35 protein-coding genes are annotated in these 22068 nt (G+C 42.8%); all 35 read right to left on the reverse strand.

All coding sequences use genetic code 11. From position 1 onward, the window contains the following. Positions 1 to 53: 53 nt before the first annotated feature. Positions 54 to 1592: a glycogen synthase gene (locus Q0993_RS08990; protein ID WP_299532039.1), complete on the reverse strand. Its 1539-nt coding sequence runs from the start codon at positions 1590 to 1592 to the stop codon at positions 54 to 56. Positions 1593 to 1718: 126 nt separating this feature from the next. Next, entirely contained in the window at positions 1719 to 3008 is a 1290-nt protein-coding gene (gene eno, locus Q0993_RS08995; protein WP_299532041.1) for a phosphopyruvate hydratase, read from the reverse strand. 113 nt (positions 3009 to 3121) lie between these two features. After that, a complete protein-coding gene (gene carA / locus Q0993_RS09000; RefSeq protein ID WP_299532042.1) occupies positions 3122 to 4243 on the reverse strand; it encodes a glutamine-hydrolyzing carbamoyl-phosphate synthase small subunit in 1122 nt (373 codons plus the stop codon). 93 nt (positions 4244 to 4336) lie between these two features. Beyond that, positions 4337 to 4876: a 50S ribosomal protein L17 gene (gene rplQ, locus Q0993_RS09005; protein ID WP_299532044.1), complete on the reverse strand. Its 540-nt coding sequence runs from the start codon at positions 4874 to 4876 to the stop codon at positions 4337 to 4339. 57 nt (positions 4877 to 4933) lie between these two features. Beyond that, a complete protein-coding gene (locus tag Q0993_RS09010) occupies positions 4934 to 5926 on the reverse strand; it encodes a DNA-directed RNA polymerase subunit alpha (protein ID WP_299532046.1) in 993 nt (330 codons plus the stop codon). An 18-nt stretch (positions 5927 to 5944) separates the two neighbouring features. Continuing rightward, entirely contained in the window at positions 5945 to 6550 is a 606-nt protein-coding gene (gene rpsD / locus Q0993_RS09015; protein WP_299532048.1) for a 30S ribosomal protein S4, read from the reverse strand. Between the two features lie 89 nt (positions 6551 to 6639). Next, the gene (rpsK, locus tag Q0993_RS09020; protein ID WP_299532050.1) at positions 6640 to 7032 is read right to left on the reverse strand and encodes a 30S ribosomal protein S11; all 393 of its coding nucleotides are present in this window, start codon (positions 7030 to 7032) and stop codon (positions 6640 to 6642) included. Between the two features lie 46 nt (positions 7033 to 7078). Beyond that, complete coding sequence (rpsM, locus tag Q0993_RS09025) at positions 7079 to 7453, reverse strand: 30S ribosomal protein S13 (protein WP_299532052.1); 375 nt, start codon at positions 7451 to 7453, stop codon at positions 7079 to 7081. A 2-nt stretch (positions 7454 to 7455) separates the two neighbouring features. Next, positions 7456 to 7572, reverse strand: coding sequence for a type B 50S ribosomal protein L36 (gene ykgO / locus Q0993_RS09030; RefSeq protein WP_013621733.1), 117 nt, complete (start codon positions 7570 to 7572; stop codon positions 7456 to 7458). 9 nt (positions 7573 to 7581) lie between these two features. After that, positions 7582 to 7797, reverse strand: a complete 216-nt coding sequence (gene infA / locus Q0993_RS09035; protein ID WP_015753973.1) for a translation initiation factor IF-1 — start codon at positions 7795 to 7797, stop codon at positions 7582 to 7584. A 3-nt stretch (positions 7798 to 7800) separates the two neighbouring features. Then, positions 7801 to 9144: a preprotein translocase subunit SecY gene (secY, locus tag Q0993_RS09040; protein WP_299532054.1), complete on the reverse strand. Its 1344-nt coding sequence runs from the start codon at positions 9142 to 9144 to the stop codon at positions 7801 to 7803. Between the two features lie 11 nt (positions 9145 to 9155). Next, positions 9156 to 9608, reverse strand: a complete 453-nt coding sequence (rplO, locus tag Q0993_RS09045) for a 50S ribosomal protein L15 (RefSeq protein ID WP_299532056.1) — start codon at positions 9606 to 9608, stop codon at positions 9156 to 9158. 11 nt (positions 9609 to 9619) lie between these two features. Continuing rightward, on the reverse strand, positions 9620 to 9799 hold the full coding sequence (gene rpmD, locus Q0993_RS09050) for a 50S ribosomal protein L30 (protein ID WP_299532058.1): 180 nt from the start codon (positions 9797 to 9799) through the stop codon (positions 9620 to 9622). An 11-nt stretch (positions 9800 to 9810) separates the two neighbouring features. Continuing rightward, positions 9811 to 10335: a 30S ribosomal protein S5 gene (rpsE, locus tag Q0993_RS09055; RefSeq protein ID WP_120712456.1), complete on the reverse strand. Its 525-nt coding sequence runs from the start codon at positions 10333 to 10335 to the stop codon at positions 9811 to 9813. Between the two features lie 8 nt (positions 10336 to 10343). Further along, positions 10344 to 10700, reverse strand: a complete 357-nt coding sequence (gene rplR / locus Q0993_RS09060; protein ID WP_299532062.1) for a 50S ribosomal protein L18 — start codon at positions 10698 to 10700, stop codon at positions 10344 to 10346. Positions 10701 to 10711: 11 nt separating this feature from the next. Further along, positions 10712 to 11254, reverse strand: coding sequence for a 50S ribosomal protein L6 (gene rplF / locus Q0993_RS09065; RefSeq protein WP_299532064.1), 543 nt, complete (start codon positions 11252 to 11254; stop codon positions 10712 to 10714). Between the two features lie 23 nt (positions 11255 to 11277). After that, positions 11278 to 11676, reverse strand: coding sequence for a 30S ribosomal protein S8 (gene rpsH, locus Q0993_RS09070; protein WP_299532066.1), 399 nt, complete (start codon positions 11674 to 11676; stop codon positions 11278 to 11280). 51 nt (positions 11677 to 11727) lie between these two features. Then, a complete protein-coding gene (gene rpsN, locus Q0993_RS09075; RefSeq protein ID WP_013993870.1) occupies positions 11728 to 11997 on the reverse strand; it encodes a 30S ribosomal protein S14 in 270 nt (89 codons plus the stop codon). A 1-nt stretch (position 11998) separates the two neighbouring features. Beyond that, positions 11999 to 12550, reverse strand: a complete 552-nt coding sequence (rplE, locus tag Q0993_RS09080; RefSeq protein WP_299532070.1) for a 50S ribosomal protein L5 — start codon at positions 12548 to 12550, stop codon at positions 11999 to 12001. A gap of 2 nt (positions 12551 to 12552) precedes the next feature. Then, complete coding sequence (gene rplX, locus Q0993_RS09085) at positions 12553 to 12867, reverse strand: 50S ribosomal protein L24 (protein WP_299532072.1); 315 nt, start codon at positions 12865 to 12867, stop codon at positions 12553 to 12555. 13 nt (positions 12868 to 12880) lie between these two features. Then, positions 12881 to 13249: a 50S ribosomal protein L14 gene (rplN, locus tag Q0993_RS09090; RefSeq protein WP_120712450.1), complete on the reverse strand. Its 369-nt coding sequence runs from the start codon at positions 13247 to 13249 to the stop codon at positions 12881 to 12883. Between the two features lie 2 nt (positions 13250 to 13251). After that, complete coding sequence (gene rpsQ / locus Q0993_RS09095; RefSeq protein WP_299532076.1) at positions 13252 to 13509, reverse strand: 30S ribosomal protein S17; 258 nt, start codon at positions 13507 to 13509, stop codon at positions 13252 to 13254. Positions 13510 to 13522: 13 nt separating this feature from the next. Continuing rightward, entirely contained in the window at positions 13523 to 13714 is a 192-nt protein-coding gene (rpmC, locus tag Q0993_RS09100) for a 50S ribosomal protein L29 (RefSeq protein ID WP_299532078.1), read from the reverse strand. Positions 13715 to 13726: 12 nt separating this feature from the next. After that, positions 13727 to 14152, reverse strand: a complete 426-nt coding sequence (gene rplP / locus Q0993_RS09105; RefSeq protein ID WP_299532080.1) for a 50S ribosomal protein L16 — start codon at positions 14150 to 14152, stop codon at positions 13727 to 13729. A 19-nt stretch (positions 14153 to 14171) separates the two neighbouring features. Further along, positions 14172 to 14888 (reverse strand): 30S ribosomal protein S3, encoded by a 717-nt coding sequence (rpsC, locus tag Q0993_RS09110; protein WP_282162319.1) that lies wholly within the window; start codon positions 14886 to 14888, stop codon positions 14172 to 14174. Between the two features lies 1 nt (position 14889). Next, on the reverse strand, positions 14890 to 15297 hold the full coding sequence (gene rplV, locus Q0993_RS09115) for a 50S ribosomal protein L22 (RefSeq protein WP_299532085.1): 408 nt from the start codon (positions 15295 to 15297) through the stop codon (positions 14890 to 14892). A 3-nt stretch (positions 15298 to 15300) separates the two neighbouring features. Then, complete coding sequence (gene rpsS / locus Q0993_RS09120) at positions 15301 to 15579, reverse strand: 30S ribosomal protein S19 (RefSeq protein ID WP_120712444.1); 279 nt, start codon at positions 15577 to 15579, stop codon at positions 15301 to 15303. An 18-nt stretch (positions 15580 to 15597) separates the two neighbouring features. Continuing rightward, positions 15598 to 16422: a 50S ribosomal protein L2 gene (rplB, locus tag Q0993_RS09125; protein ID WP_299532091.1), complete on the reverse strand. Its 825-nt coding sequence runs from the start codon at positions 16420 to 16422 to the stop codon at positions 15598 to 15600. Positions 16423 to 16431: 9 nt separating this feature from the next. Next, complete coding sequence (gene rplW / locus Q0993_RS09130; protein WP_120712442.1) at positions 16432 to 16722, reverse strand: 50S ribosomal protein L23; 291 nt, start codon at positions 16720 to 16722, stop codon at positions 16432 to 16434. Between the two features lie 7 nt (positions 16723 to 16729). Further along, the gene (gene rplD / locus Q0993_RS09135) at positions 16730 to 17359 is read right to left on the reverse strand and encodes a 50S ribosomal protein L4 (protein WP_299532094.1); all 630 of its coding nucleotides are present in this window, start codon (positions 17357 to 17359) and stop codon (positions 16730 to 16732) included. Then, a complete protein-coding gene (gene rplC / locus Q0993_RS09140) occupies positions 17359 to 17976 on the reverse strand; it encodes a 50S ribosomal protein L3 (protein WP_299532096.1) in 618 nt (205 codons plus the stop codon). The genes rplD and rplC overlap by 1 nt, the downstream gene beginning before the upstream one ends. A 196-nt stretch (positions 17977 to 18172) precedes the next feature. Beyond that, positions 18173 to 18478 (reverse strand): 30S ribosomal protein S10, encoded by a 306-nt coding sequence (rpsJ, locus tag Q0993_RS09145; protein ID WP_007094989.1) that lies wholly within the window; start codon positions 18476 to 18478, stop codon positions 18173 to 18175. An 11-nt stretch (positions 18479 to 18489) separates the two neighbouring features. Continuing rightward, on the reverse strand, positions 18490 to 20619 hold the full coding sequence (gene fusA, locus Q0993_RS09150; protein WP_299532098.1) for an elongation factor G: 2130 nt from the start codon (positions 20617 to 20619) through the stop codon (positions 18490 to 18492). A 6-nt stretch (positions 20620 to 20625) separates the two neighbouring features. After that, the gene (rpsG, locus tag Q0993_RS09155; protein WP_299532100.1) at positions 20626 to 21102 is read right to left on the reverse strand and encodes a 30S ribosomal protein S7; all 477 of its coding nucleotides are present in this window, start codon (positions 21100 to 21102) and stop codon (positions 20626 to 20628) included. A gap of 78 nt (positions 21103 to 21180) precedes the next feature. After that, on the reverse strand, positions 21181 to 21555 hold the full coding sequence (gene rpsL, locus Q0993_RS09160; RefSeq protein ID WP_013305196.1) for a 30S ribosomal protein S12: 375 nt from the start codon (positions 21553 to 21555) through the stop codon (positions 21181 to 21183). Positions 21556 to 22068 lie beyond the last annotated feature (513 nt).

Raw genomic sequence — 22068 nt, forward strand, 5'->3', positions numbered from 1 at the left:
TTAGGAGATTATTAACATAGCCCATTTAGTAAATCAAAAACCTGAGGAAAAGCCTAAAGTAAATAGAGCACCTTGTAATATTCATCGACGGATTTTTCCCAGGTAAACCTCATTTTTTTTGCCGCGGATTGCATCTTTTTCCATTTGGGTTTATCGTTCTGAAAGACATCCAAAGCCTGATCAAAGCTCAGCAACATATTATTGATTTTATCATCATAGGAATCACCGCCAAAACTAAATCCGGTCCTCATATGCTCCACGGTATCCTTTAAGCCTCCCGTTCCATGTACCAAACAGGGATTTCCATTACGCATGGACAGCATTTGACTAATACCGCAAGGTTCAAAAAGACTGGGCATAAAATACAGATCGGTCTCCAAATAAATGGAATCGATCAGATCTTCCGATTGGCCATTGGTAAAGATGAAATTCTTATACTCATAGCTCAATCCCCTAAACAGTTCCTCGTACTCAGGAGCCCCGGTCCCCAAAAGCATAAAGATACCATCTACCTTTTCCAACTTCTTTAGGATTTCGATGAATGCTTCTGGCGAACGTTTAAAGAAATAGAACTTTTGTTCTGTTAAACGGGCCACGCTGGAGACGATGAATTTGGGTCTATTATCGACCAACTCCATTACCTTTTCCCCCGTATGTGCCAAGAAATCCGCTTTGTATTTTTTCGATTCTTGCTGCAACCATCTAAAGAGCGCCTTTACCGTATTGCGATAGATGTTCCCTTTTTTGGCCGTGCGGATGTTTTTGTAGTTAGATCCATTTAAAATTCCAAAAAGCCTGCCTTCATCGTCTGCCTTTCTTAAATCTTTTTCCAAACCCTCACCTCCTATAAATTCAGGGGGAGAACTCGGCAAAAGTACGTCCTCCTTGTAAGATGGGGATACCGTATGTACGGCATCGGAAAGACGAATGCCCAGGGCCATGAGGTTAACACAATCCTGATATCGATAATCCTTTAAATTGTCGTAATCTATGGGAATATCAGGGAACCAGTTTTGCAGTGACGAATAATTGTCACCAAATGGTCGTATTCCCTGTATCGCCAAGTTGTGAATGGTATATACAAATCGTATCCTTTTTAGAGTCTCATAGGCAGGATGGTAGGTCTTTAAGAACACCATTAGGCTAGAATGCCAATCATGCATATGTATAATATCCAAACTACCAAAGGCATCCTCTTTAATGGCCTCGGATACTGCGGTACAGAATATGGCATATTTGATGAAGTCTGTATAAAAGGGTTCAACGGGATTGTTATGATAAATATGTGCAATGTCTCCCGCCTCTATTTCAGGATGATGTATTACGTAATGGTGAAGGTTATTAAACTCCTTCTTTGGAATTACCTCATACAACTCTGCCGAATAAGTGGTTCCCCTCAGATGAAAAGTAAGGCGTGTTTTTAAGGTTCCTCCATCTCTATGAAGTCTGGAATAAGAAGGGACTATTATATGTACTTTGTCCCCTCTTTCGGAAATCTGCCGTGGGACGTCCCTAACAACATCACCCATACCGCCGGCCTTACAATTGGCTATGGCATCGTTCTCCGCAGCAACAAAAAGGAAGTTGTTCATTTAAAAAAAATTATAAGGCCAAAATATACGCAATGCGAATTAGATATGTAATGAGATTGGTCATAAACTGCAAAGAAAAAGCCTTCCCCAGTTTGGAAGGCTTTTCTTAGGTTAACAAAAGGTAATTTATTTTACCTTAAATGCTTTTTCCTGTGGATAAAAGGCCACATCTCCCAGCTCTTCCTCTATACGAAGCAACTGATTGTATTTTGCCATTCTATCCGATCGGGAAGCGGAGCCCGTTTTTATCTGGCCCGTGTTCAATGCTACCGCCAAATCTGCAATGGTATTGTCCTCGGTTTCCCCGGAACGGTGGCTCATTACAGAAGTATATCCCGCATTCTTGGCCATGTTTACCGCGGCTATTGTCTCCGAAAGTGTTCCTATTTGGTTTACTTTGATCAAAATAGAATTGGCGATCCCATTTTCGATTCCACGAGAAAGTCGTTCCACATTGGTTACAAAAAGATCGTCCCCGACCAGTTGTACCTTATCCCCAACTTTTTGGGTAAGAAGCTTCCAACCGTCCCAGTCGTTTTCATCCATTCCATCCTCTATGGATATAATAGGGTATTTGGAACAGAGTTCGGCAAGATACTCCGCTTGTTCCCCTGAGCTGCGTTTTGCTCCCTTATCGCCTTCAAATAACGTATAATCATATGTGCCATTTTCATAGAACTCCGCAGAAGCACAGTCCAAGGCAATCATTACATCGTCCCCAAATTTATATCCTGCATTCTCCACGGCCTTGCCAATGGTATCCAAGGCATCCTCGGTACCATCCAAAGTAGGGGCAAATCCTCCTTCGTCCCCAACGGCCGTACTTAAATTCCTATCGTGTAGTACCTTTTTCAGATTATGGAAAATCTCGGTCCCCATCTGCATGGCATGGGAAAAGTCCTTGGCTTTTACCGGCATTATCATGAACTCCTGGAATGCAATAGGAGCATCGGAATGAGAGCCTCCATTGATGATATTCATCATCGGAACAGGCAATGTATTTGCACTTACCCCCCCGACATATCTGTATAACGGTATTCCCAATTCATTAGCCGCGGCCTTGGCCACCGCAAGGGAAACCCCCAAAATGGCATTGGCCCCTAATTTTGATTTATTGGAAGTACCATCCAAGGCCATCATTGCCTGATCGATCGCGTTTTGTTCAAAAACAGACGTTCCCAAAATTTCTTCCGCAATTACGGAATTTACATTGTCAACGGCCTTGCTAACACCTTTTCCCATAAATGAGCTGCCCCCATCACGTAACTCCACTGCCTCATGTTCACCGGTAGATGCTCCTGAAGGTACGGCAGCCCTTCCCAGAACACCATTCTCCGTAATTACATCTACTTCTACAGTTGGATTTCCCCTTGAATCCAGAATTTGTCTTGCATGTACACTAAGGATGATACTCATTTGATTTTTCTTTAGTTTTTAGGATTGATTTTGAAAATGCAAAGATACGAAACGGAGCCCTTATCCTAAGGTTTTAAAGTGCAATATTCTAAATGAAATAACTATTATTTAATCTATACCGCTTGTTGTGATTTTTTCTTGATTACTTCAAAAAATTGGTCAAAAAGATAGTCGGCATCGTGAGGTCCGGGACTGGCTTCCGGATGGTATTGTACGGAGAAAACATCCTTATTTTTCATTCGTATTCCCGCTACGGTCTGATCGTTGAGATGCACGTGGGTAATTTCCAGATCAGGGTTTTTCTCGGTTTCTTCCCGGTTGATGGCAAACCCATGGTTTTGGGAGGTAATCTCTCCCTTACCGGTAAGTAAGTTTAGGATAGGGTGGTTAATTCCCCGATGTCCATTGTGCATTTTATAGGTGGATACCCCATTGGCCAAGGCAATAACCTGATGGCCCAAGCAAATGCCAAAGAGGGGTTTATCCGTTTTAATGATTTCCTTTGCCGTAGCGATGGCCTCAGTCAACGGTTCGGGATCTCCGGGCCCGTTGGAAATGAAGTAGGCATCGGGATTCCATTCGGCCATCTTCTCAAATGAGGTGTTGTAAGGAAACACTTTTATATAGGCATCCCGTTTTGCCAAATTCCTTAGAATATTCTTTTTAATACCAATGTCCAAGGCAGATATCCTATAGCCGGCATTCTCATCCCCGTAGTAGTAGGCCTCCTTGGCAGAAACCCGGGAAGCCAATTCCAGGCCTTCCATGCTTGGCACCTCCGCCAACTTACTTTTAAGAGCTTCCACATTTCCGACATCCGTGGAAATTACGGCATTCATGGCACCATTATCCCTAATGTAACTAACCAGTGCCCTAGTGTCCACATCCGAAATTGCGAATAAGTCACTCTTATCCAAGAACTCTTCCAAGCCCATATCGGCGTCGGGTCTGGAATATTCGTAGCTAAAATTTTTACAGATAAGACCGGCTATCTTTACTGTATCGGATTCCACTTCATCGCTATGCGCCCCGTAATTTCCAATATGGGCGTTGGTCATAACCATGAGCTGTCCAAAATAGGAGGGATCCGTAAATATTTCCTGGTAACCCGTCATACCTGTATTGAAACATACTTCACCAAATGCCGTACCTTCCTTATCACCGACTGCCTTTCCGTGGAAAATGGTTCCATCTGCCAATATCAATAATGCCTTTTTTCTGGATGTGTACTTCATATGTGCTGCTCTATTTTAGTTTCACAAATAAACATAAAAAAAGGATAAACTATAAAGTCTATCCTTTTGTAAATATTAAAATATACTAACATTTTACTCTTCAGAATCATCCGCTTTGGTTTCAGCTCCTATTACTTCTTCTGATTCCGTAGGGTTCTCCATCACGGCTACGGGCGGTGTTTCGGATTTACTTCCTTTACCCCTTCTACTCCTACGGGTGGATTTTTTCTTCGGTTTACCGGCATTATAGAGCTCATTGAAGTCGACCAACTCTATCATGGCCATATCCGCGTTATCACCCAGACGGTTACCCAGCTTTATGATCCTGGTATAACCTCCTGGTCTATCACCTACTTTCTCAGAGACCGCACTAAAAAGCTCTGTAACTGCGTATTTGTTCCTTAGGTTCTTAAAGGCAATACGTCTATTGTGTGTGCCCTTCTCCACTGTTTGATTGTTCTCTGCCTTGGATTTTGTAATCAAAGGTTCTATGAACTGCTTTAGGGCCTTGGCCTTGGCCACCGTAGTATTTATCCTTTTATGTTCAATTAGGGAACAGGCCATGTTGGCCAACATGGCTTTTCTATGTGCGGCTTTGCGCCCTAAATGATTGACCTTTTTACCGTGTCTCATTTTTGTTTTCTATTTTCTTCCTTATCCGGGACCTTCCCTTCCAACAGAAGTAAATTATTAATCCTTATCCAATTTGTATTTTGACAAATCCATCCCAAAACTTAGGCCTTTGTTGATAACAAGTTCCTCCAATTCGGTCAGGGATTTTTTTCCGAAGTTTCTGAACTTCATTAAGTCATTCTTATTGAAGGATACCAAATCTCCAAGGGTATCTACTTCGGCGGCCTTCAAACAGTTCAGGGCCCGTACGGACAAGTCCATATCCACCAATTTTGTTTTGAGCAATTGCCTCATATGTAAGGATTCCTCGTCATAGGTCTCCGTTTGGGCAATTTCATCGGCCTCCAAAGTGATGCGCTCATCGGAGAATAACATAAAGTGGTGAATTAAGACCTTCGCACCCTCGGTCAAGGCATCCTTAGGGTGAATGGAACCATCCGTTTCGATTTCGAATACCAATTTTTCATAGTCGGTCTTCTGTTCTACACGAAAATTCTCGATGCTATACTTCACATTTTTTATTGGGGTGAAGATGGAATCTACCGCTATGGTTCCAAGAGGTGTTCCCGACTTTTTGTTTTCCTCGGCAGGCACATAGCCTCTTCCTTTGTCAATGGTGATTTCCATATTTATGCTCACTTTGGCATCCATATTGCAAATCACTAAATCCGGATTCAGTACCTGATACCCAGAAATAAACTTTTGGAAATCCCCAGCGGTCATTTGGTCCTTACCACTTACTGAAATGGAAACGGTTTCAGCTTCCGAGTCCTCAATTTGCTTTTTAAACCTAACTTGTTTCAAGTTCAGGATAATTTCCGTAACGTCCTCTACAACTCCAGGAATTACGGAAAATTCATGTTCTACCTTATCAATCCTCACCGATGTGATGGCGTGTCCTTCCAAGGAAGAAAGCAATACCCTTCTTAATGCGTTCCCAACCGTTAATCCATAACCAGGCTCCAAAGGGCGAAATTCGAATTTGCCCTCAAAGTCTGAGGAATCGATCATTATTACTTTATCGGGTTTTTGAAAATTAAATAATGCCATAATTGGATCAGTGTTGATTTATTTTGAGTATAACTCGACTATTAATTGTTCCTTGATATTCTCTGGAATCTGCAAACGTTCTGGAGTAGAAACAAAAGTACCCTCCTTCTTTTCTGCATTCCATGTAATCCATTCATATACACTGCTATTGGCCGCCAATGCATCCTGTATCGCCTGTAAGGACTTGGATTTTTCCCTTACGCCAACAACATCTCCTGGTCGCAGGGAGTAGGACGGTATATTCACCAATTCCCCATTTACGGTAATGTGCCTGTGCGAAACCAATTGCCTAGCCCCCCTTCTTGATGTGGAAATGCCCATTCTGTAAACCACATTGTCCAAACGGGACTCACACAATTGCAATAAAACTTCACCGGTTACACCTTCTTTACGCTTTGCAGTAGCAAAAAGATTGCGGAATTGTTTTTCCAAAATACCATAGGTATACTTGGCTTTTTGTTTCTCCATTAATTGGATAGCATACTCCGATTTTTTTCCACGGCGTCTGTTTTGTCCATGTTGCCCCGGAGGATAATTTTTCTTCTCAAAAGACTTGTCGTCTCCAAAAATCGCTTCTCCGAACTTTCGGGCGATCTTACTTTTTGGTCCTGTGTATCTTGCCATTTTCCTGTAGTTTGAAGTGCGATTATGAATTAAGGCTTATCCTTCGATAATCATTAGGTACACTTCTGTGAAATATATTAATATGTAATTTATACCCTTCTTCTTTTGGGAGGTCTACATCCATTATGGGGCATAGGGGTAACATCAATGATTTCGGTTACCTCGATACCGTTATTGTGGATGGTACGTATTGCCGATTCCCTACCATTGCCAGGACCTTTAACAAAAACCTTCACCTTCCTAAGGCCCGCTTCATGTGCGGTCTTTGAACAATCCTCGGCAGCTACCTGTGCTGCATAGGGAGTATTTTTTTTAGAACCCCTAAAGCCCAACTTACCTGCTGAGGACCATGAGATTACATCGCCCTTTTTGTTGGTCAATGAAATTATAATGTTATTAAAAGAGGCAGTGATATGGGCCTCGCCCACCGAGTCTACGATAACCTTACGCTTCTTTGCCGCTTTTGTATTTGCCTTTGCCATTTTCTATTCGTGTTTAGTATTAAGCTTAGTACTTTATACCAATTTATTATTTGGTTGCCTTTTTCTTGTTGGCCACCGTTTTTCTTTTTCCTTTACGGGTCCGGGAATTGTTCTTTGTCCTTTGCCCTCGTAAAGGTAATCCTGATCTATGGCGTATACCCCTATAACAACCAATGTCCATAAGGCGCTTAATGTTCAATTGGGTCTCGGAACGCAGTTCACCTTCTATGGTATAGGAAGAAACGGCTTCCCGAATCCGACCGATTTCGTCGTCATTCCAGTCGGACACCTTGGTATCCTCGCTTACCTGGGCCTTTTCCAGAATTTCCTGGGCCCTACTTTTTCCGATACCAAAAATATAGGTAAGGGCTATTACACCTCTCTTATGTTTCGGTATATCTATACCTGCAATTCTTGCCATAACTATCCTTGTCTTTGTTTAAATCTAGGATTCTTTTTGTTGATTACGTACAATCGACCCTTTCTACGAACGATCTTGCACTCGGCACTTCTCTTTTTTATCGATGCTCTTACTTTCATGTCTCCTGCTTAATATCTATATGTAATTCTAGCTTTGGTGAGGTCATAAGGGCTCATCTCCAACTTCACCTTGTCCCCTGGAAGCAATTTAATGTAATGCATGCGCATTTTTCCAGAGATATGGGCGGTCACCACATGACCATTTTCCAACTCTACCCGAAACATTGCATTGGACAATGCCTCTATTATGCTACCATCTTGTTCTATAGGTGCTTGCTTGGCCATAAATTATGCTACTTTTCTATTTTTCCCGGTTTTCATTAATCCATCATAATGCCTGTTCAATAAATAGGCGTTTACTTGTTGAACGGTATCAATGGCAACTCCCACCATGATCAACAGGGAGGTTCCTCCATAAAACAAGGCCCATCCTGCCTGAACGTCCATTAGTTTTACCACCACTGCGGGCAAAACCGCCAAAACGGCCAAAAATATGGAACCCGGAAGCGTAATAAGGGACATGATCTTATCCAAAAAGTCAGCTGTTTCCTTACCAGGCCGTATACCGGGAATGAATCCTCCGCTTCTTTTCAAATCATCGGCCATTTTATTGGTAGGCACGGTAATCGCCGTGTAGAAAAACGTAAATATTACGATGAGTACGCCAAACAAAATGTTGTACGCCAAACCGAATATATCGCTAAACTGTACCTCCATCCATTGTCCAAAGGCCGTTTCGTTAAATGTTTTCCCCAATAATCCTGGAGCGAACATAATGGCCTGGGCAAATATAATGGGCATAACACCGGATGCGTTCAACTTAAGAGGGATATATTGTCTTGATCCCATTACATTCTTCTCATATCCACCAGATGCCGATCTTCTTGCATACTGCACCGGAATTCTCCTTGTCGCCATTACCAACAGTACACTGGCCAAGATGACCAGGAACCAAAGGATGACTTCGATCAAAATGAACATAAGGCCGCCAGTGTTATTCGTAGTCCTTGAAAAGAATTCCTGTACAAAGGACTGAGGCATGGTCGCTATGATTCCTATCATAATCAACAGGGAAATACCGTTTCCAATACCTTTGTCCGTAATTTTCTCACCCAACCACATAGCAAAGACACATCCCGTAACCAATATAATTACGGCAGGAATCATGAAATTGAGACCTTTTCCCAAAAGGAAAGCACTGTCCCGAACCCCGAAAGCTTCCAATCCATATAAATAGGCAGGTGCCTGTACAATACAGATACCAATGGTCAACCATCTGGTAATCTGATTTTTGGTCTTTCTTCCACTTTCACCTTCCTTATCCAGCTTTTGAAGATAGGGAATGGCTATCCCCATTAATTGAACCACAATGGAGGCCGAAATGTAGGGCATAATGCCCAACGCAAAAATCGAAGCATTTGCAAATGCTCCTCCTGTAAAAGCATTCAACAAACCAAAAATACCCTGATCCGTACTTGAGGCCAATTCGGCAAGTTGTGATGAATCAATACCTGGAAGAACAATTTGGCAACCAAATCGGTATACCAATAGAAGACCCAAGGTAACCATGATACGGTTCCTAAGTTCTTCTATTTTCCAAATATTGGATATGGTATCAAAAAATTTCTTCATAATGTTTTTCCTTATAAACTTATTGCCTCTCCGCCGGCAGCCTCTATCGCCGCTTTGGCACTGGCAGTAAATTTATGCACGGAAACCTTAAGGGAGGTCTTTAACTCCCCTCTTCCCAAAATCTTGACCAAATCATTTTTACGGGCCAATCTATTTTCGATTAAGGTGTCCAAAGTAACTGTATCCTTTATGACCTTTCTATCAACCAGATCTTGTAAGGTATCCAAATTTATACCCTGGTACTCTTTTCGGTTGATATTGGTAAACCCAAATTTGGGAACCCGTCTTTGCAGTGGCATTTGACCTCCTTCAAAACCTATTTTTTTGGAATATCCAGATCTTGATTTTGCCCCTTTATGGCCTCTAGTAGCTGTACCTCCCTTTCCGGAGCCCTGACCTCTTCCTACTCTTTTGCCTTCTTTATGTACAGCACCTTTGGCTGGTTTTAAATTACTTAAATTCATGGTCCTCTATATTAAGCCCCTTCGGTAGAAACCAAATGTTTTACTTTATTTATCATGCCTAGGATATTGGGTGTATCATCATGCTCCACTACCTGCCCTATTTTTCGCAAACCAAGCGCTTTCAAAGTCCTTTTTTGATTTTGTGGCCGCTTGATGCTACTCCTAACCTGTTTTACCTTGATCTTTGCCATTATCCTTACAATTATCCTTTAAACACTTTTTCCAGGGAAATACCTCTTTGCCTTGCAACGGTCCGGGCATCCCTAAGTTGAAGCAAAGCATCAAAAGTCGCCTTTACCACGTTATGTGGGTTGGATGATCCCTGGGATTTTGACAATACATCTTGTACCCCTACAGATTCCAACACCGCCCTTACAGCTCCTCCGGCAATTACCCCGGTACCGTGGGAAGCTGGCTGAATATACACCCGAGCCCCTCCATATTTTCCTTTTTGCTCATGGGGTAATGTACCTTTATTCAAGGGGATGCGAATAAGGTTTTTCTTTGCATCCTCAATAGCTTTGGCAATAGCCGTGGCCACTTCCTTGGACTTGCCCAAACCATGTCCCACAACACCATTTTCATCACCAACAACAACTATAGCGGAAAAACCAAAAGCCCTTCCACCTTTGGTCACTTTGGTAACCCTTTGGACGCCGACCAGTCTATCCTTTAATTCCAAGCCTCCTGGCTTAACGGTCTCAACATTTTTGTATTTCTGGTACATACCTAATCTTAAAATTTTAGTCCTGCTTCCCTGGCGCCTTCGGCCAAAGCTTTTACCCTTCCATGATACAGATTTCCGCCCCTATCGAAGGCCACTTTTTCAATACCTGCCTTGATGCACTTTTCCGCAATGGCTTTACCTACCAAAGCGGACACTTCCGTTTTTGTCCCTTTTGCCTTGCCCAAATCCTTGTCTCTTGAAGAGGCTGCGGCCAAAGTCTCACCTTTCCTGTCGTCAATAACCTGGACATAGATTTCACTGTTACTTCTAAAAACGGATAAGCGTGGCCTCTCAGCCGTTCCGGAGGATACTTTGCGTATTCTCTTCCTTATCCTATATTTTCTTTCGGTCTTTGATAATGCCATTGCTTGTAATATTAAGCTGATTTACCTGCTTTTCTTCTTAATTGCTCACCTACAAATTTGATACCTTTTCCTTTATAAGGTTCCGGTTTGCGGAAAGAACGTATTTTGGCCGCTATTTGTCCCACCAACTGTTTGTCATGGGAGGTCAATTTTATAATCGGATTTTTTCCTTTTTCCGAGGTAGTCTCCACTTTCACTTCAGGTGCCAAGTCCATTACAATGTTATGGGAGAATCCCAAGGCAAGGTCTAGTTTCTGTCCTTGATTGGATGCCCTATATCCTACACCTACCAGTTCCAATTCCTTGGTCCACCCTTTGGAAACACCTTCTACCATATTGTTGATAAGAGATCGGTACAATCCATGTTTGGCCTTATGTTCCTTTGTATCTGAAGGTCGCGCAACCGATATCTGGCCATCCTCAACCTTTATGGATACTCCGGAATATTCCTGAGTCAACTCACCAAGTTTGCCCTTTACCGTAACCATAGTATCATTGACCTCTATGGTTACTCCTTCAGGAATCGCTATTGGGCTATTACCTATTCTAGACATTTTTTCTTCTTTACTAAACTTAATTAATACACGTAGCACAAGACCTCTCCGCCAACATTATCATTTTTGGCCTGTTTACTGGTCATTACTCCATGGGAGGTAGACACTATGGCAATTCCCAACCCGTTAAGTACACGGGGTAAATCCTCGGAACTCGCATACTTACGTAATCCAGGCTTACTTACACGCTGAATCTTCTTTATAACCGGTTCCTTGGTAACCCTATCATATTTAAGGGCTATTTTGATCGTACCCTGTACATCGTTATCCTCAAACTTGTAACTTAAGATATACCCTTGGTCAAAGAGTATCTTGGTTATTTCCTTTTTAAGGTTGGAGGCAGGAATTTCAACCACACGATGTCCGGCCCTACTTGCGTTCCTAACCCTTGTTAAATAATCTGCTATCGTATCTGTAACCATTTCTCTTTACTTAAGAATATCTATCTGTATTCAGAATTAAAAAAATATAAACTACCAACTGGCTTTTTTGACCCCCGGAATCAATCCTTTATTGGCCATCTCCCTGAACATAACCCTGGAAATCCCGAAAGTCCGCATATATCCTTTGGGTCTTCCTGTCAATTTACAACGGTTATGCATACGAACCGGGGAGGCATTTCTCGGCAATTTTTGCAATGCTTCATAATCTCCGGCCTCTTTCAAAGCCTTTCGCTTTTCAGCATATTTAGCAACCGTTCTCGCCCTTTTCCTTTCACGGGCCTTCATTGATTCTTTAGCCATATTAATTCTTTTTAAAAGGTAACCCCAATTCCGTTAACAATGATTTTGCCTCCTTATCCGTATTTGCGGAAGTTACAAAGGTGATATCCATACCGTTAATCCTGTTGATTTTGTCAATATTGATTTCCGGAAAAATAATCTGCTCCGTTACGCCCAGGTTATAATTTCCCCGTCCGTCAAAACCCGTAGCCTTTATTCCCTGAAAATCCCTTACGCGAGGCAGGGCTGTTGTAACAAGTCTGTCCAAGAACTCATACATCCGCTCTCCACGAAGTGTAACCTTGGCACCAATGGGCATTCCCTTTCTCAACTTAAAGGCAGCCACATCCTTTTTGGAAATCGTGGCGACCGCTTTTTGGCCGGTAATAATGCCCAGCTCCTCAACGGCATGATCGATCAATTTCTTATCTGCGACCGCGGCACCGACTCCTCTACTGACCACAATCTTTTTCAGCTTCGGTACCTCCATTACATTCTTGTAACCGAATTCCTGCTTCAACGCATCTATGATTCGCTCACTATATTCTTTCTTTAACCTTGCTACGTAAGCCATAACTAAATTACTTCATTCGATTTTTTGGAAACTCGCACTTTCTTTCCATCCCTAATCTCAAATCCGACCCTCGTCGTTTCCCCAGACTTTGTATCGATCAAGGATAGATTGGAAATATGGATGGGTGCCTCTTTTTTAATAATGCCACCTTGTGGGTTTTTGGCACTTGGCTTTTCATGTTTGGAAACCATATTGGCCCCTTCCACTATTGCCTTGTTCTTCTTGATATCAACACTTAAAATCTTGCCTTCGGTCCCTTTGTGGTCACCGGCAATAATCCGTACTGTATCTCCCGTTTTAACTTTTAACTTTCTCATCTCCAATACAATGTTATAGTACCTCAGGTGCCAAGGATACAATTTTCATGAATTGTTTTTCGCGAAGCTCCCTGGCCACTGGTCCAAAAACCCGGGTCCCTCTCATTTCTCCTGTCGGATTCAACAATACACAGGCATTGTCATCAAAACGTATGTAAGAACCATCCGGTCTCCTTACCTCTTTTTTGGTCCTTACCACAACGGCCGTGGAAACAGCTCCTTTCTTTATTCCCCCATTGGGAGTTGCTTCCTTAACGGTAACCACTATTTTGTCCCCAATGGAAGCATATCTTCTTTTTGTTCCCCCGAGCACTCGAATGGTCAAAACTTCCTTTGCCCCTGTGTTGTCCGCTACCTTTAGCCTAGATTCTTGCTGTAACATAATTATTTAGCTCTTTCCAAAATTTCTACTAACCTCCAACATTTGGTCTTACTCAAAGGACGGGTCTCCATAATTTTTACGGTATCTCCAACGTTGCAATCGTTCTTCTCATCATGTGCTACGTATTTTTTCGTCTTTAATACGAACTTACCGTACATGGGATGTTTAACCCTTTTGACTTCCGATACCACAATGGATTTCTCCATCCTGTCACTCGTCACGACCCCTATTCTCTCTTTTCTTAAGTTTCTTTTTTCCATAAAGCAGAACCAATTATTGGTTTTCCCTATTAGTTAATTCCGTTGCCAATCTTGCTATTGTTCTCCTTACCTTCCTTATCTGAAGTGGGTTTTCCAAGGGTGTTACAAAATGGGCCATTTTCAAGTCCGCATGTTGCTTTTTAAACTCGGCCAGTTTTTCCGTAAGCTCTTCTGCCGACATTTGTTTTATCTCTTGTTTTTTCATATCACCTTACGATTAATCGTTGTGCTCGTAATCTCGTGCAACGATAAATTTTGTTCTGACCGGTAATTTTTGTGCCGCCAAGCGTAATGCTTCCTTGGCGATATCCATAGGAACACCGGCCACCTCAAAGAGAACCCTTCCCGGTTTTACAATGGCCACAAAATATTCCGGGGCTCCTTTACCTTTACCCATACGCACTTCCAAAGGTTTTTTGGTAATGGGCTTATCCGGGAAAATCTTTATCCATAATTGCCCTTCCCTTTTCATATATCGTGTTGCCGCAATACGGGCTGCCTCGATTTGTCTGGATGTTATAAACTTTGAATCCAAGGTCTTTATACCGAACATACCATTTGAAAGTTGATGCCCTCTTCCGGCATTACCTTTCATACGGCCTTTCTGCATTTTGCGATACTTGGTTCTTTTTGGCTGTAACATTTTCTACTTCTTTAAAAAATTACTTTCTACGGCGTGGTTTCCTTCCTCCATCCTGTTTGCCTCCCTTGCCCTGGCCCTTGGACATACCTACCAACGGGGAAAGCTCCCGCTTACCATAGACCTCGCCCTTCATGATCCATACCTTAATACCCAGTCTTCCATATGTCGTATGAGCTTCCTGCATGGCATAATCAATATCTGCCCTAAAGGTCGATAAGGGAATACGGCCTTCTTTATAAGACTCGGATCTTGCCATTTCCGCTCCGTTCAAACGTCCCGATATTTGCACCTTAATGCCCTCGGCATTCATACGTATAGCCGCGGCAATAGCCATTTTTATAGCGCGCCTGAACGATATTCTACTTTCTATCTGACGAGCTATACTGGCCGCAACCAAATTTGCGTCCAACTCCGGTCTTTTAATTTCGTAGATATTGATTTGGACCTCTTTATTGGTAATCTTCTTAAGCTCCTCCTTTAATTTATCTACTTCCTGTCCGCCTTTACCAATGATGATACCAGGTCTGGCCGTAGTGATGGTGACAGTAATCAATTTTAACGTACGTTCAATAATTACCCGGGACACACTTGCTTTTGAAAGACGTGCATGTATATATTTCCGTATTTTTTCGTCTTCGGCCAATTTTTCACCGTAATCGTTTCCTCCATACCAGTTGGATTCCCACCCTCTGATGATTCCAAGACGATTTCCTATTGGATTTGTTTTTTGTCCCATCCTAACTTTCCATATTATTATTAGATCCCAAAACCAATGTTACATGGTTGGAACGCTTTCTTATTCTATGTGCCCTTCCTTGTGGGGCAGGTCGTAATCGCTTTAGCATGCCTGCACTGTCTACCCTAATTTCCTTGATAAAAAGCTCCGCATCCTCAACATTGGCATCCTCGTTCTTGGCTTCCCAATTCGCCAAAGCCGAAAGCAACAACTTTTCCAACCTACGTGAGGCTTCCTTGGGATTAAACCTTAAGATTGCCAACGCTTTTTCAACGCCTTCACCGCGGATCAGGTCCGCTACTAGGCGCATTTTACGTGGTGATGTTGGGCAGTTATTAAGCTTCGCAAATGCCATTTGTTTCTTTTCTGCCTTTAGTCTTTCGGCCATCTGTCTTTTTCGAACTCCCATAGCTTACTTTTTACCTTTGTTCTTTGCACCTGCATGGCCTCTAAAAGATCGGGTAGGCGAAAATTCTCCCAACTTATGGCCCACCATGTTTTCAGTGATATAGACCGGTACAAACTGTCGCCCATTGTGAACCGCGATGGTGAGACCGACAAAATCAGGTGTTATCATTGAGGCCCTGGACCACGTCTTAATGACGCTTTTCTTTCCAGAAGCCGCATTCTGTTGAATCTTTTTCTCTAAACTATAATGAACGTAAGGTCCTTTTTTTAATGAACGTGCCATTTATTCTTCTTTCTAATTTTATTTCTTTCTACGTTCTATTATGTATCTGTTGGTATCCTTGGTCTTGGAACGTGTCCTATATCCTTTGGCCGGGATGCCGTTCTTGGATCTAGGATGACCTCCAGAGGCCCTTCCTTCACCACCACCCATGGGGTGATCCACAGGGTTCATGGCTACGGGCCGTGTTCTGGGCCTTCTACCGAGCCACCTGCTTCTACCGGCCTTACCGGATACAATCAGCTGATGATCGGAATTAGATACCGCACCGATCGTAGCCAAGCAACTGGATAGAACCAACCTAGTTTCTCCAGAAGGCAATTTTACAGTAGCATATTTCCCTTCCCTTGCCATTAACTGGGCAAAGGCGCCAGCACTTCTTGCCATTACTGCTCCCTGTCCAGGACGCAATTCGATACATGAAATAATGGTTCCCAATGGTATTTCGCTTAAGGGCAAGGCATTACCTATTTCTGGAGCCACACCCTTCCCAGAGGAAATTTTTTGATCTACTTGAAGGCCATTTTGAGCTATGATATAGCGCTTTTCACCATCGGAATATTCCACTAGGGCGATGAAAGCAGTCCTGTTGGGATCATATTGGATGGATTTCACCGTAGCGTCAACATCCTGTTTGTCCCTTTTGAAATCGATTATTCTATACCTCCTTTTATGTCCACCGCCCCTATGGCGTATGGTCATTTTGCCTTGACTGTTTCTACCTCCCGACTTCTTTAACGGAGCAAGCAAGCTTTTCTCCGGCTTATCAGTAGTAATCGCGTCAAATCCATTTACTACTCTAAAACGCTGTCCGGGAGTTATCGGTTTTAATTTTCTAACTGACATTCCTTGTCTTTATAGATTACTGTAAAAATCGATGATATCTCCATCCGCTACATCTACAATAGCCTTTTTCAAGGCATTTGTTTTACCATGCTGCACCCCTGTTTTGGTGTATCTGGATTTTCGGGTCGGTCCATAATTCATGGTTCGCACCTTTTTGACCGAAACCCCATAAGTGGCCTCTACGGCATCCTTGATCTGTAATTTGTTCGCCTTGGGATCCACAAAGAAACCATAGCGGTTGTATAACTCGCTATCTGCAGTCATCTTTTCGGTTATTATAGGCTTTATCAACACACTCATGGTCTTCTTATTTATTTAGATTGGTCTCAAGCCCTTCCAAAGCACCTTCCAACAGCACAATATTATTGGCGTTTAAAATTTTGTAAGTGCTTAATTCTGAACTAGTTAAGACCTCTGAACCCTTCAAATTACGCGAAGACAAATATACGCTATTATTTGAATGGCCCAACACAAACAAAGATTTTTTGTTTTCGAGCCCCAAAGACTTCAAAACTTGAATGAAATCCTTGGTCCTTGGCACTTCAAAATCAAAGTCCTCGACTACCAAAATCGCCTTGTCCCTCGTTTTCATACTTAAGGCCGATTTCCGGGCCAAACGCTTTACATTTTTGTTCAGTTTTTGGGAATAATTCTTCGGTCTCGGTCCGAAAATACGGCCTCCACCCCTAAAGACAGGAGACTTTATACTACCGGCCCGTGCCGTACCGGTACCTTTCTGTTTCTTAATCTTTCGCGTACTTCCGGCTATCTCACCACGCTCCTTGGCCTTATGTGTACCTTGTCTTTGATGTGCCATATACTGCTTTACATCCAAGTACACGGCATGTTCGTTGGGCTCTATTGCAAAGACTGCATCAGAAAGGTCTGCCTTTCTACCTGTGTCTTTTCCTTTGATATCTAAAACTGCTACCTTCATTACTTCTCAATAGTTACGTATGCATTTTTATGACCGGGGACACATCCTTTAACAACAATAAGATTTTTCTCAGGCACTATTTTTAGAACCCTTAGGTTTTGAACGGTTACCCGATCACCCCCCATTCTACCTGCCATTCGCATCCCTTTAAATACCCTGGAGGGTGTTGATGCCGCACCAATGGATCCGGGAGCCCTCAATCTGTTATGTTGCCCATGTGTCGATTGACCGACCCCTCCAAAACCGTGTCTTTTGACCACACCTTGAAAGCCCTTTCCTTTGGAAGTGCCAACCACATCCACGAATTCTCCTTCCACAAATACATCGACTCCGATGGTATCCCCTAATTTAAACTCACCTTCAAAATCCCGGAATTCAACGACTTTCTTTTTGGGAGATGCGCCTGCTTTCTTAAAGTGGCCGGATTCAGCCTTGTTCGCACGCTTTTCTGCCTTGTCATCGAAACCAAGCTGAAGGGCACTGTACCCGTCCACCTCTTCGGTTCTGACTTGGGTAACTACACATGGTCCGGCTTCGATAACGGTACATGGAATGTTCTTTCCATTTTCGTCAAAGATGCTGGTCATGCCTACTTTTTTTCCAATTAACCCAGACATACTGATTTAGATTTTGGATTTTGGGTTTTCGCACTGAAAAACCTTCATCCGTTACTATTAAAAATTTAGTGTAATACTCTTATTACTTTTCAAAAAAATAGGGTCAAAAATCATTCAACCCTGAATTAATTTTTTCCCGTTTTTCCTTCGCTCGCAGCTCCGGACATGTCGTTCCCGCACCAGCAGGAAATCAAAACTATACCTTAATCTCTACCTCTACACCACTGGGTAGCTCCAATTTCATTAGTGCATCAATGGTTTTTGAGGAGGAACTGTAAATATCCAAAAGTCGCTTGTACGAGCTCAATTGAAACTGTTCCCGAGATTTTTTATTTACGTGTGGCGAACGCAACACGGTAAATATCTTTTTATGCGTCGGCAAGGGAATGGGACCTGTAACCACCGCTCCCGTTGTCTTAACCGTTTTTACGATTTTTTCAGCGGACTTATCCACCAAGTTGTGATCGTACGATTTTAGTTTTATCCTAATTTTTTGACTCATCTTTCCTAGAATTAAGCGGTTACCCCTTTAGCTGCCTTTATTACTTCTTCAGCGATATTGGATGGTGTTTCCGCATAATGCGAAAATTCCATTGTTGAAGTGGCCCTACCGGATGACAACGTACGGAGAGCGGTAACGTATCCGAACATTTCAGAAAGCGGAACCTCGGCCTTTATCACCTTGGAACCGGCCCTGTCATCCATATTGTTTACCTGACCTCTTCTTCTATTAAGATCGCCGACAATGTCACCCATATTCTCTTCTGGCGTCAATACCTCCAATTTCATGATGGGTTCCATTAGAACGGCCCGTGCTTTTTTGGCTGCTTCCTTGTAACCCAATTTGGCTGCCAATTCAAAAGAAAGTGAATCGGAATCCACCGGGTGAAAAGAGCCATCCTTAAGAACAATCTTCATGCTGTCCATCTCGAATCCGGCCAAAGGTCCATTTTTCATGGCTTCCTTAAAACCTTTTTCAACGGATGGGATATATTCGCGGGGAATATTACCTCCCTTTATCTCATTCACAAATTCCAGACCTGCCTTGGTTTCTTCGCTTGCCGGTTCCATGGTAAAAACAATATCCGCAAATTTACCACGCCCACCGGTCTGTTTCTTATAAACTTCCCTATGGTCCGCGGAAGCGGTCAATGCTTCCTTGTACTCGACCTGCGGCTGTCCTTGGTTCACTTCTACCTTGAACTCACGTCGTAGTCGGTCTACGATAATGTCCAAATGAAGTTCTCCCATTCCAGAAATAATGGTTTGGCCCGAAGCCTCATCCGTCTTTACCTGAAAAGTGGGATCCTCTTCGGCCAATTTCGCCAGTGCCATCCCCAACTTATCAACATCCGCCTTTGTCTTGGGCTCCACAGCAATACCGATTACAGGATCGGGAAAGTTCATACTCTCTAAAATAATCGGATGTTTTTCATCGGAAAGGGTGTCCCCTGTCTTTATATCCTTGAATCCCACAGCAGCTCCGATATCCCCCGCGCCGATGGATGATACTGCATTCTGCTTATTGGAATGCATTTGATATATTCTGGAAATTCTTTCCTTATTGCCGGAACGATTGTTCAAAACATAGGAACCTGCGTCCAATTTTCCGGAATACGCCCTAAAGAAGGCCAAACGCCCAACAAATGGATCAGTTGCAATCTTGAAGGCCAAAGCGGAAAAAGGTTCTTTTAAGTCGGGCTTTCTAGCAATTTCCTCACCAGTATTGGGATTGGTACCTACAATGGCATCCTTATCCAATGGCGAAGGCAAATATCTACATACAGCATCCAATAGAAACTGTACGCCCTTGTTCTTAAAGGAAGAACCGCATATCATGGGTATGATACTCATATCCATAACTGCTGCCCTAAGTGCTGTATGGACCTCCTCCTCGGTAATGGAGTTTTCGTCCTCAAAGAACTTCTCCATAAGGTTCTCGTCATACTCGGCAACAGCCTCTATTAAGGCCGCCCTATGTTCATGGACTTCCTCTTCCATTTCCGCTGGGATGTCAACCACATCAAAAGTGGCTCCCATATCATGTTCGTGCCAAACAATGGCCCTGTTCTTTACCAAATCCACTATCCCCTTGAAATCCGCTTCTTCTCCAATGGGCAGGACAATAGGAACGGCATTGGATTTCAACATCTCCTTGACCTGCTTACATACATTTAGGAAGTTGGAACCTTGTCTGTCCATTTTGTTTACGAAGCCCATTCGCGGCACTTTGTAATTGTCCGCAAGCCTCCAGTTGGTCTCGGACTGTGGCTCAACACCATCCACTGCACTAAACAGAAATACAAGACCGTCCAAAACACGAAGGGAGCGATTTACCTCAACCGTAAAATCTACGTGTCCGGGAGTATCAATAATATTAAAGTGGTAGGGTTTGGTAATGTCAGTAATCTGCCCGTTTTTCATTGGGAAATTCCAGGTACAGGTCGTAGCCGCTGAAGTAATAGTAATCCCGCGTTCCTGCTCCTGCTCCATCCAATCCATAGTAGCCGCACCATCATGTACCTCTCCTATCTTGTGACTCACTCCGGTATAATAAAGGATACGTTCCGTTGTGGTGGTTTTTCCAGCATCAATGTGCGCTGCTATACCAATATTCCTTGTATATTTTAAATCTCTTGCCATTCTTGATTAAAATCTAAAGTGGGAAAATGCTTTGTTAGCCTCTGCCATTTTATGTGTATCCACACGTTTCTTTACTGCAGCTCCTTCCTCCTTGGCGGCCGCTAAGATTTCAGCTGCCAGCTTTTGGGACATCCCTTTTTCATTTCGCTTCCTAGCGTAGTTTATCAACCACTTCATAGCGGTTGATATCTTCCTATCTGGACGGATTTGCATAGGGATTTGAAAAGTTGCACCGCCGACACGTCTACTTCTTACCTCTACATGGGGCATTACATTGGAAAGGGCATCCTTCCAAAGATCCAACGCTGTTTTTTCCTCGTCCGTCTTCTTTTCCTCTACAATATCCATGGCGCCATAAAATATATGGAAGGCAACGGATTTTTTTCCGTCCCACATCATCATATTAACGAAACGGGTAACCAATTGATCGTTGAACCGGGGATCCGGTAAGAGCGGTCTTTTTTTTGCCTGTTTTTTTCTCATTACTGCTTTCTTAAAAAGTTAAAGGTTCCAAATTGAGGTCTCATATAAAGACGAGCTCAACTCAAGGAAACCATTAATTTACTTTTTGGGTCTTTTTGCGCCGTATTTGGATCTACGTTGGGTTCTCCCCGCTACACCCGCGGTGTCCAGAGCGCCCCTAACGATGTGATACCTAACTCCCGGCAAATCCTTCACCCTTCCGCCTCTTACCAATACTATCGAGTGCTCTTGGAGGTTGTGCCCTTCCCCTGGAATATAAGCGTTGACTTCCTTCCCGTTGGTCAACCGTACCCTGGCGACCTTTCGCATCGCAGAGTTTGGTTTTTTAGGAGTGGTGGTATATACCCGGGTACATACACCCCTTCTTTGTGGACACGAATCCAAAGCAGCCGATTTACTCTTCTTGGTAATTGTGGCCCTTCCTTTTCGTACTAATTGTGAAATTGTTGGCATTACGTATAATAATGTATCTAAAATTTACCCTTGTTTAAGGGCTGGCAAATGTAGTGATATTTTCTAAAAATTCAAACGGTATAAAATTTATTTTACTTCCATTTATTTTAAGGGGCCAAAGCAAGTACAGTAATGCCCAGATTGAGGATTAAATGCCATCAAGAAATCAAAGCACAGATAATTGTTCCGATGGGCCCAATAAATTTGCCTCATAAACTCAACAAATACATTGACAAGTCCAATGATTGCGTTATTTTCCATTCCTATACCATCCAATTTGATGAAACACTGAAAGTAAGCCGATCTTTTAATTCCCAGCATTCTAAATACCCTAAATTAATTTAACCAGATATGTACAGCTATTTACCCGTCCATTTATGAATAGCCATTAAAACCCTAACCATCCCTAGCTTTCCAGCAGATCCAATACCTATACATATAATGCCTTTGTGCGCTTGTAAGAATATATTTTTGGGAAAAGATGTTTGAACCAAATTTTCGACTGTAACAATG

The organism is Ulvibacterium sp., assembly GCF_028285715.1.
In the GTDB taxonomy this organism is placed as follows: domain Bacteria; phylum Bacteroidota; class Bacteroidia; order Flavobacteriales; family Flavobacteriaceae; genus Ulvibacterium.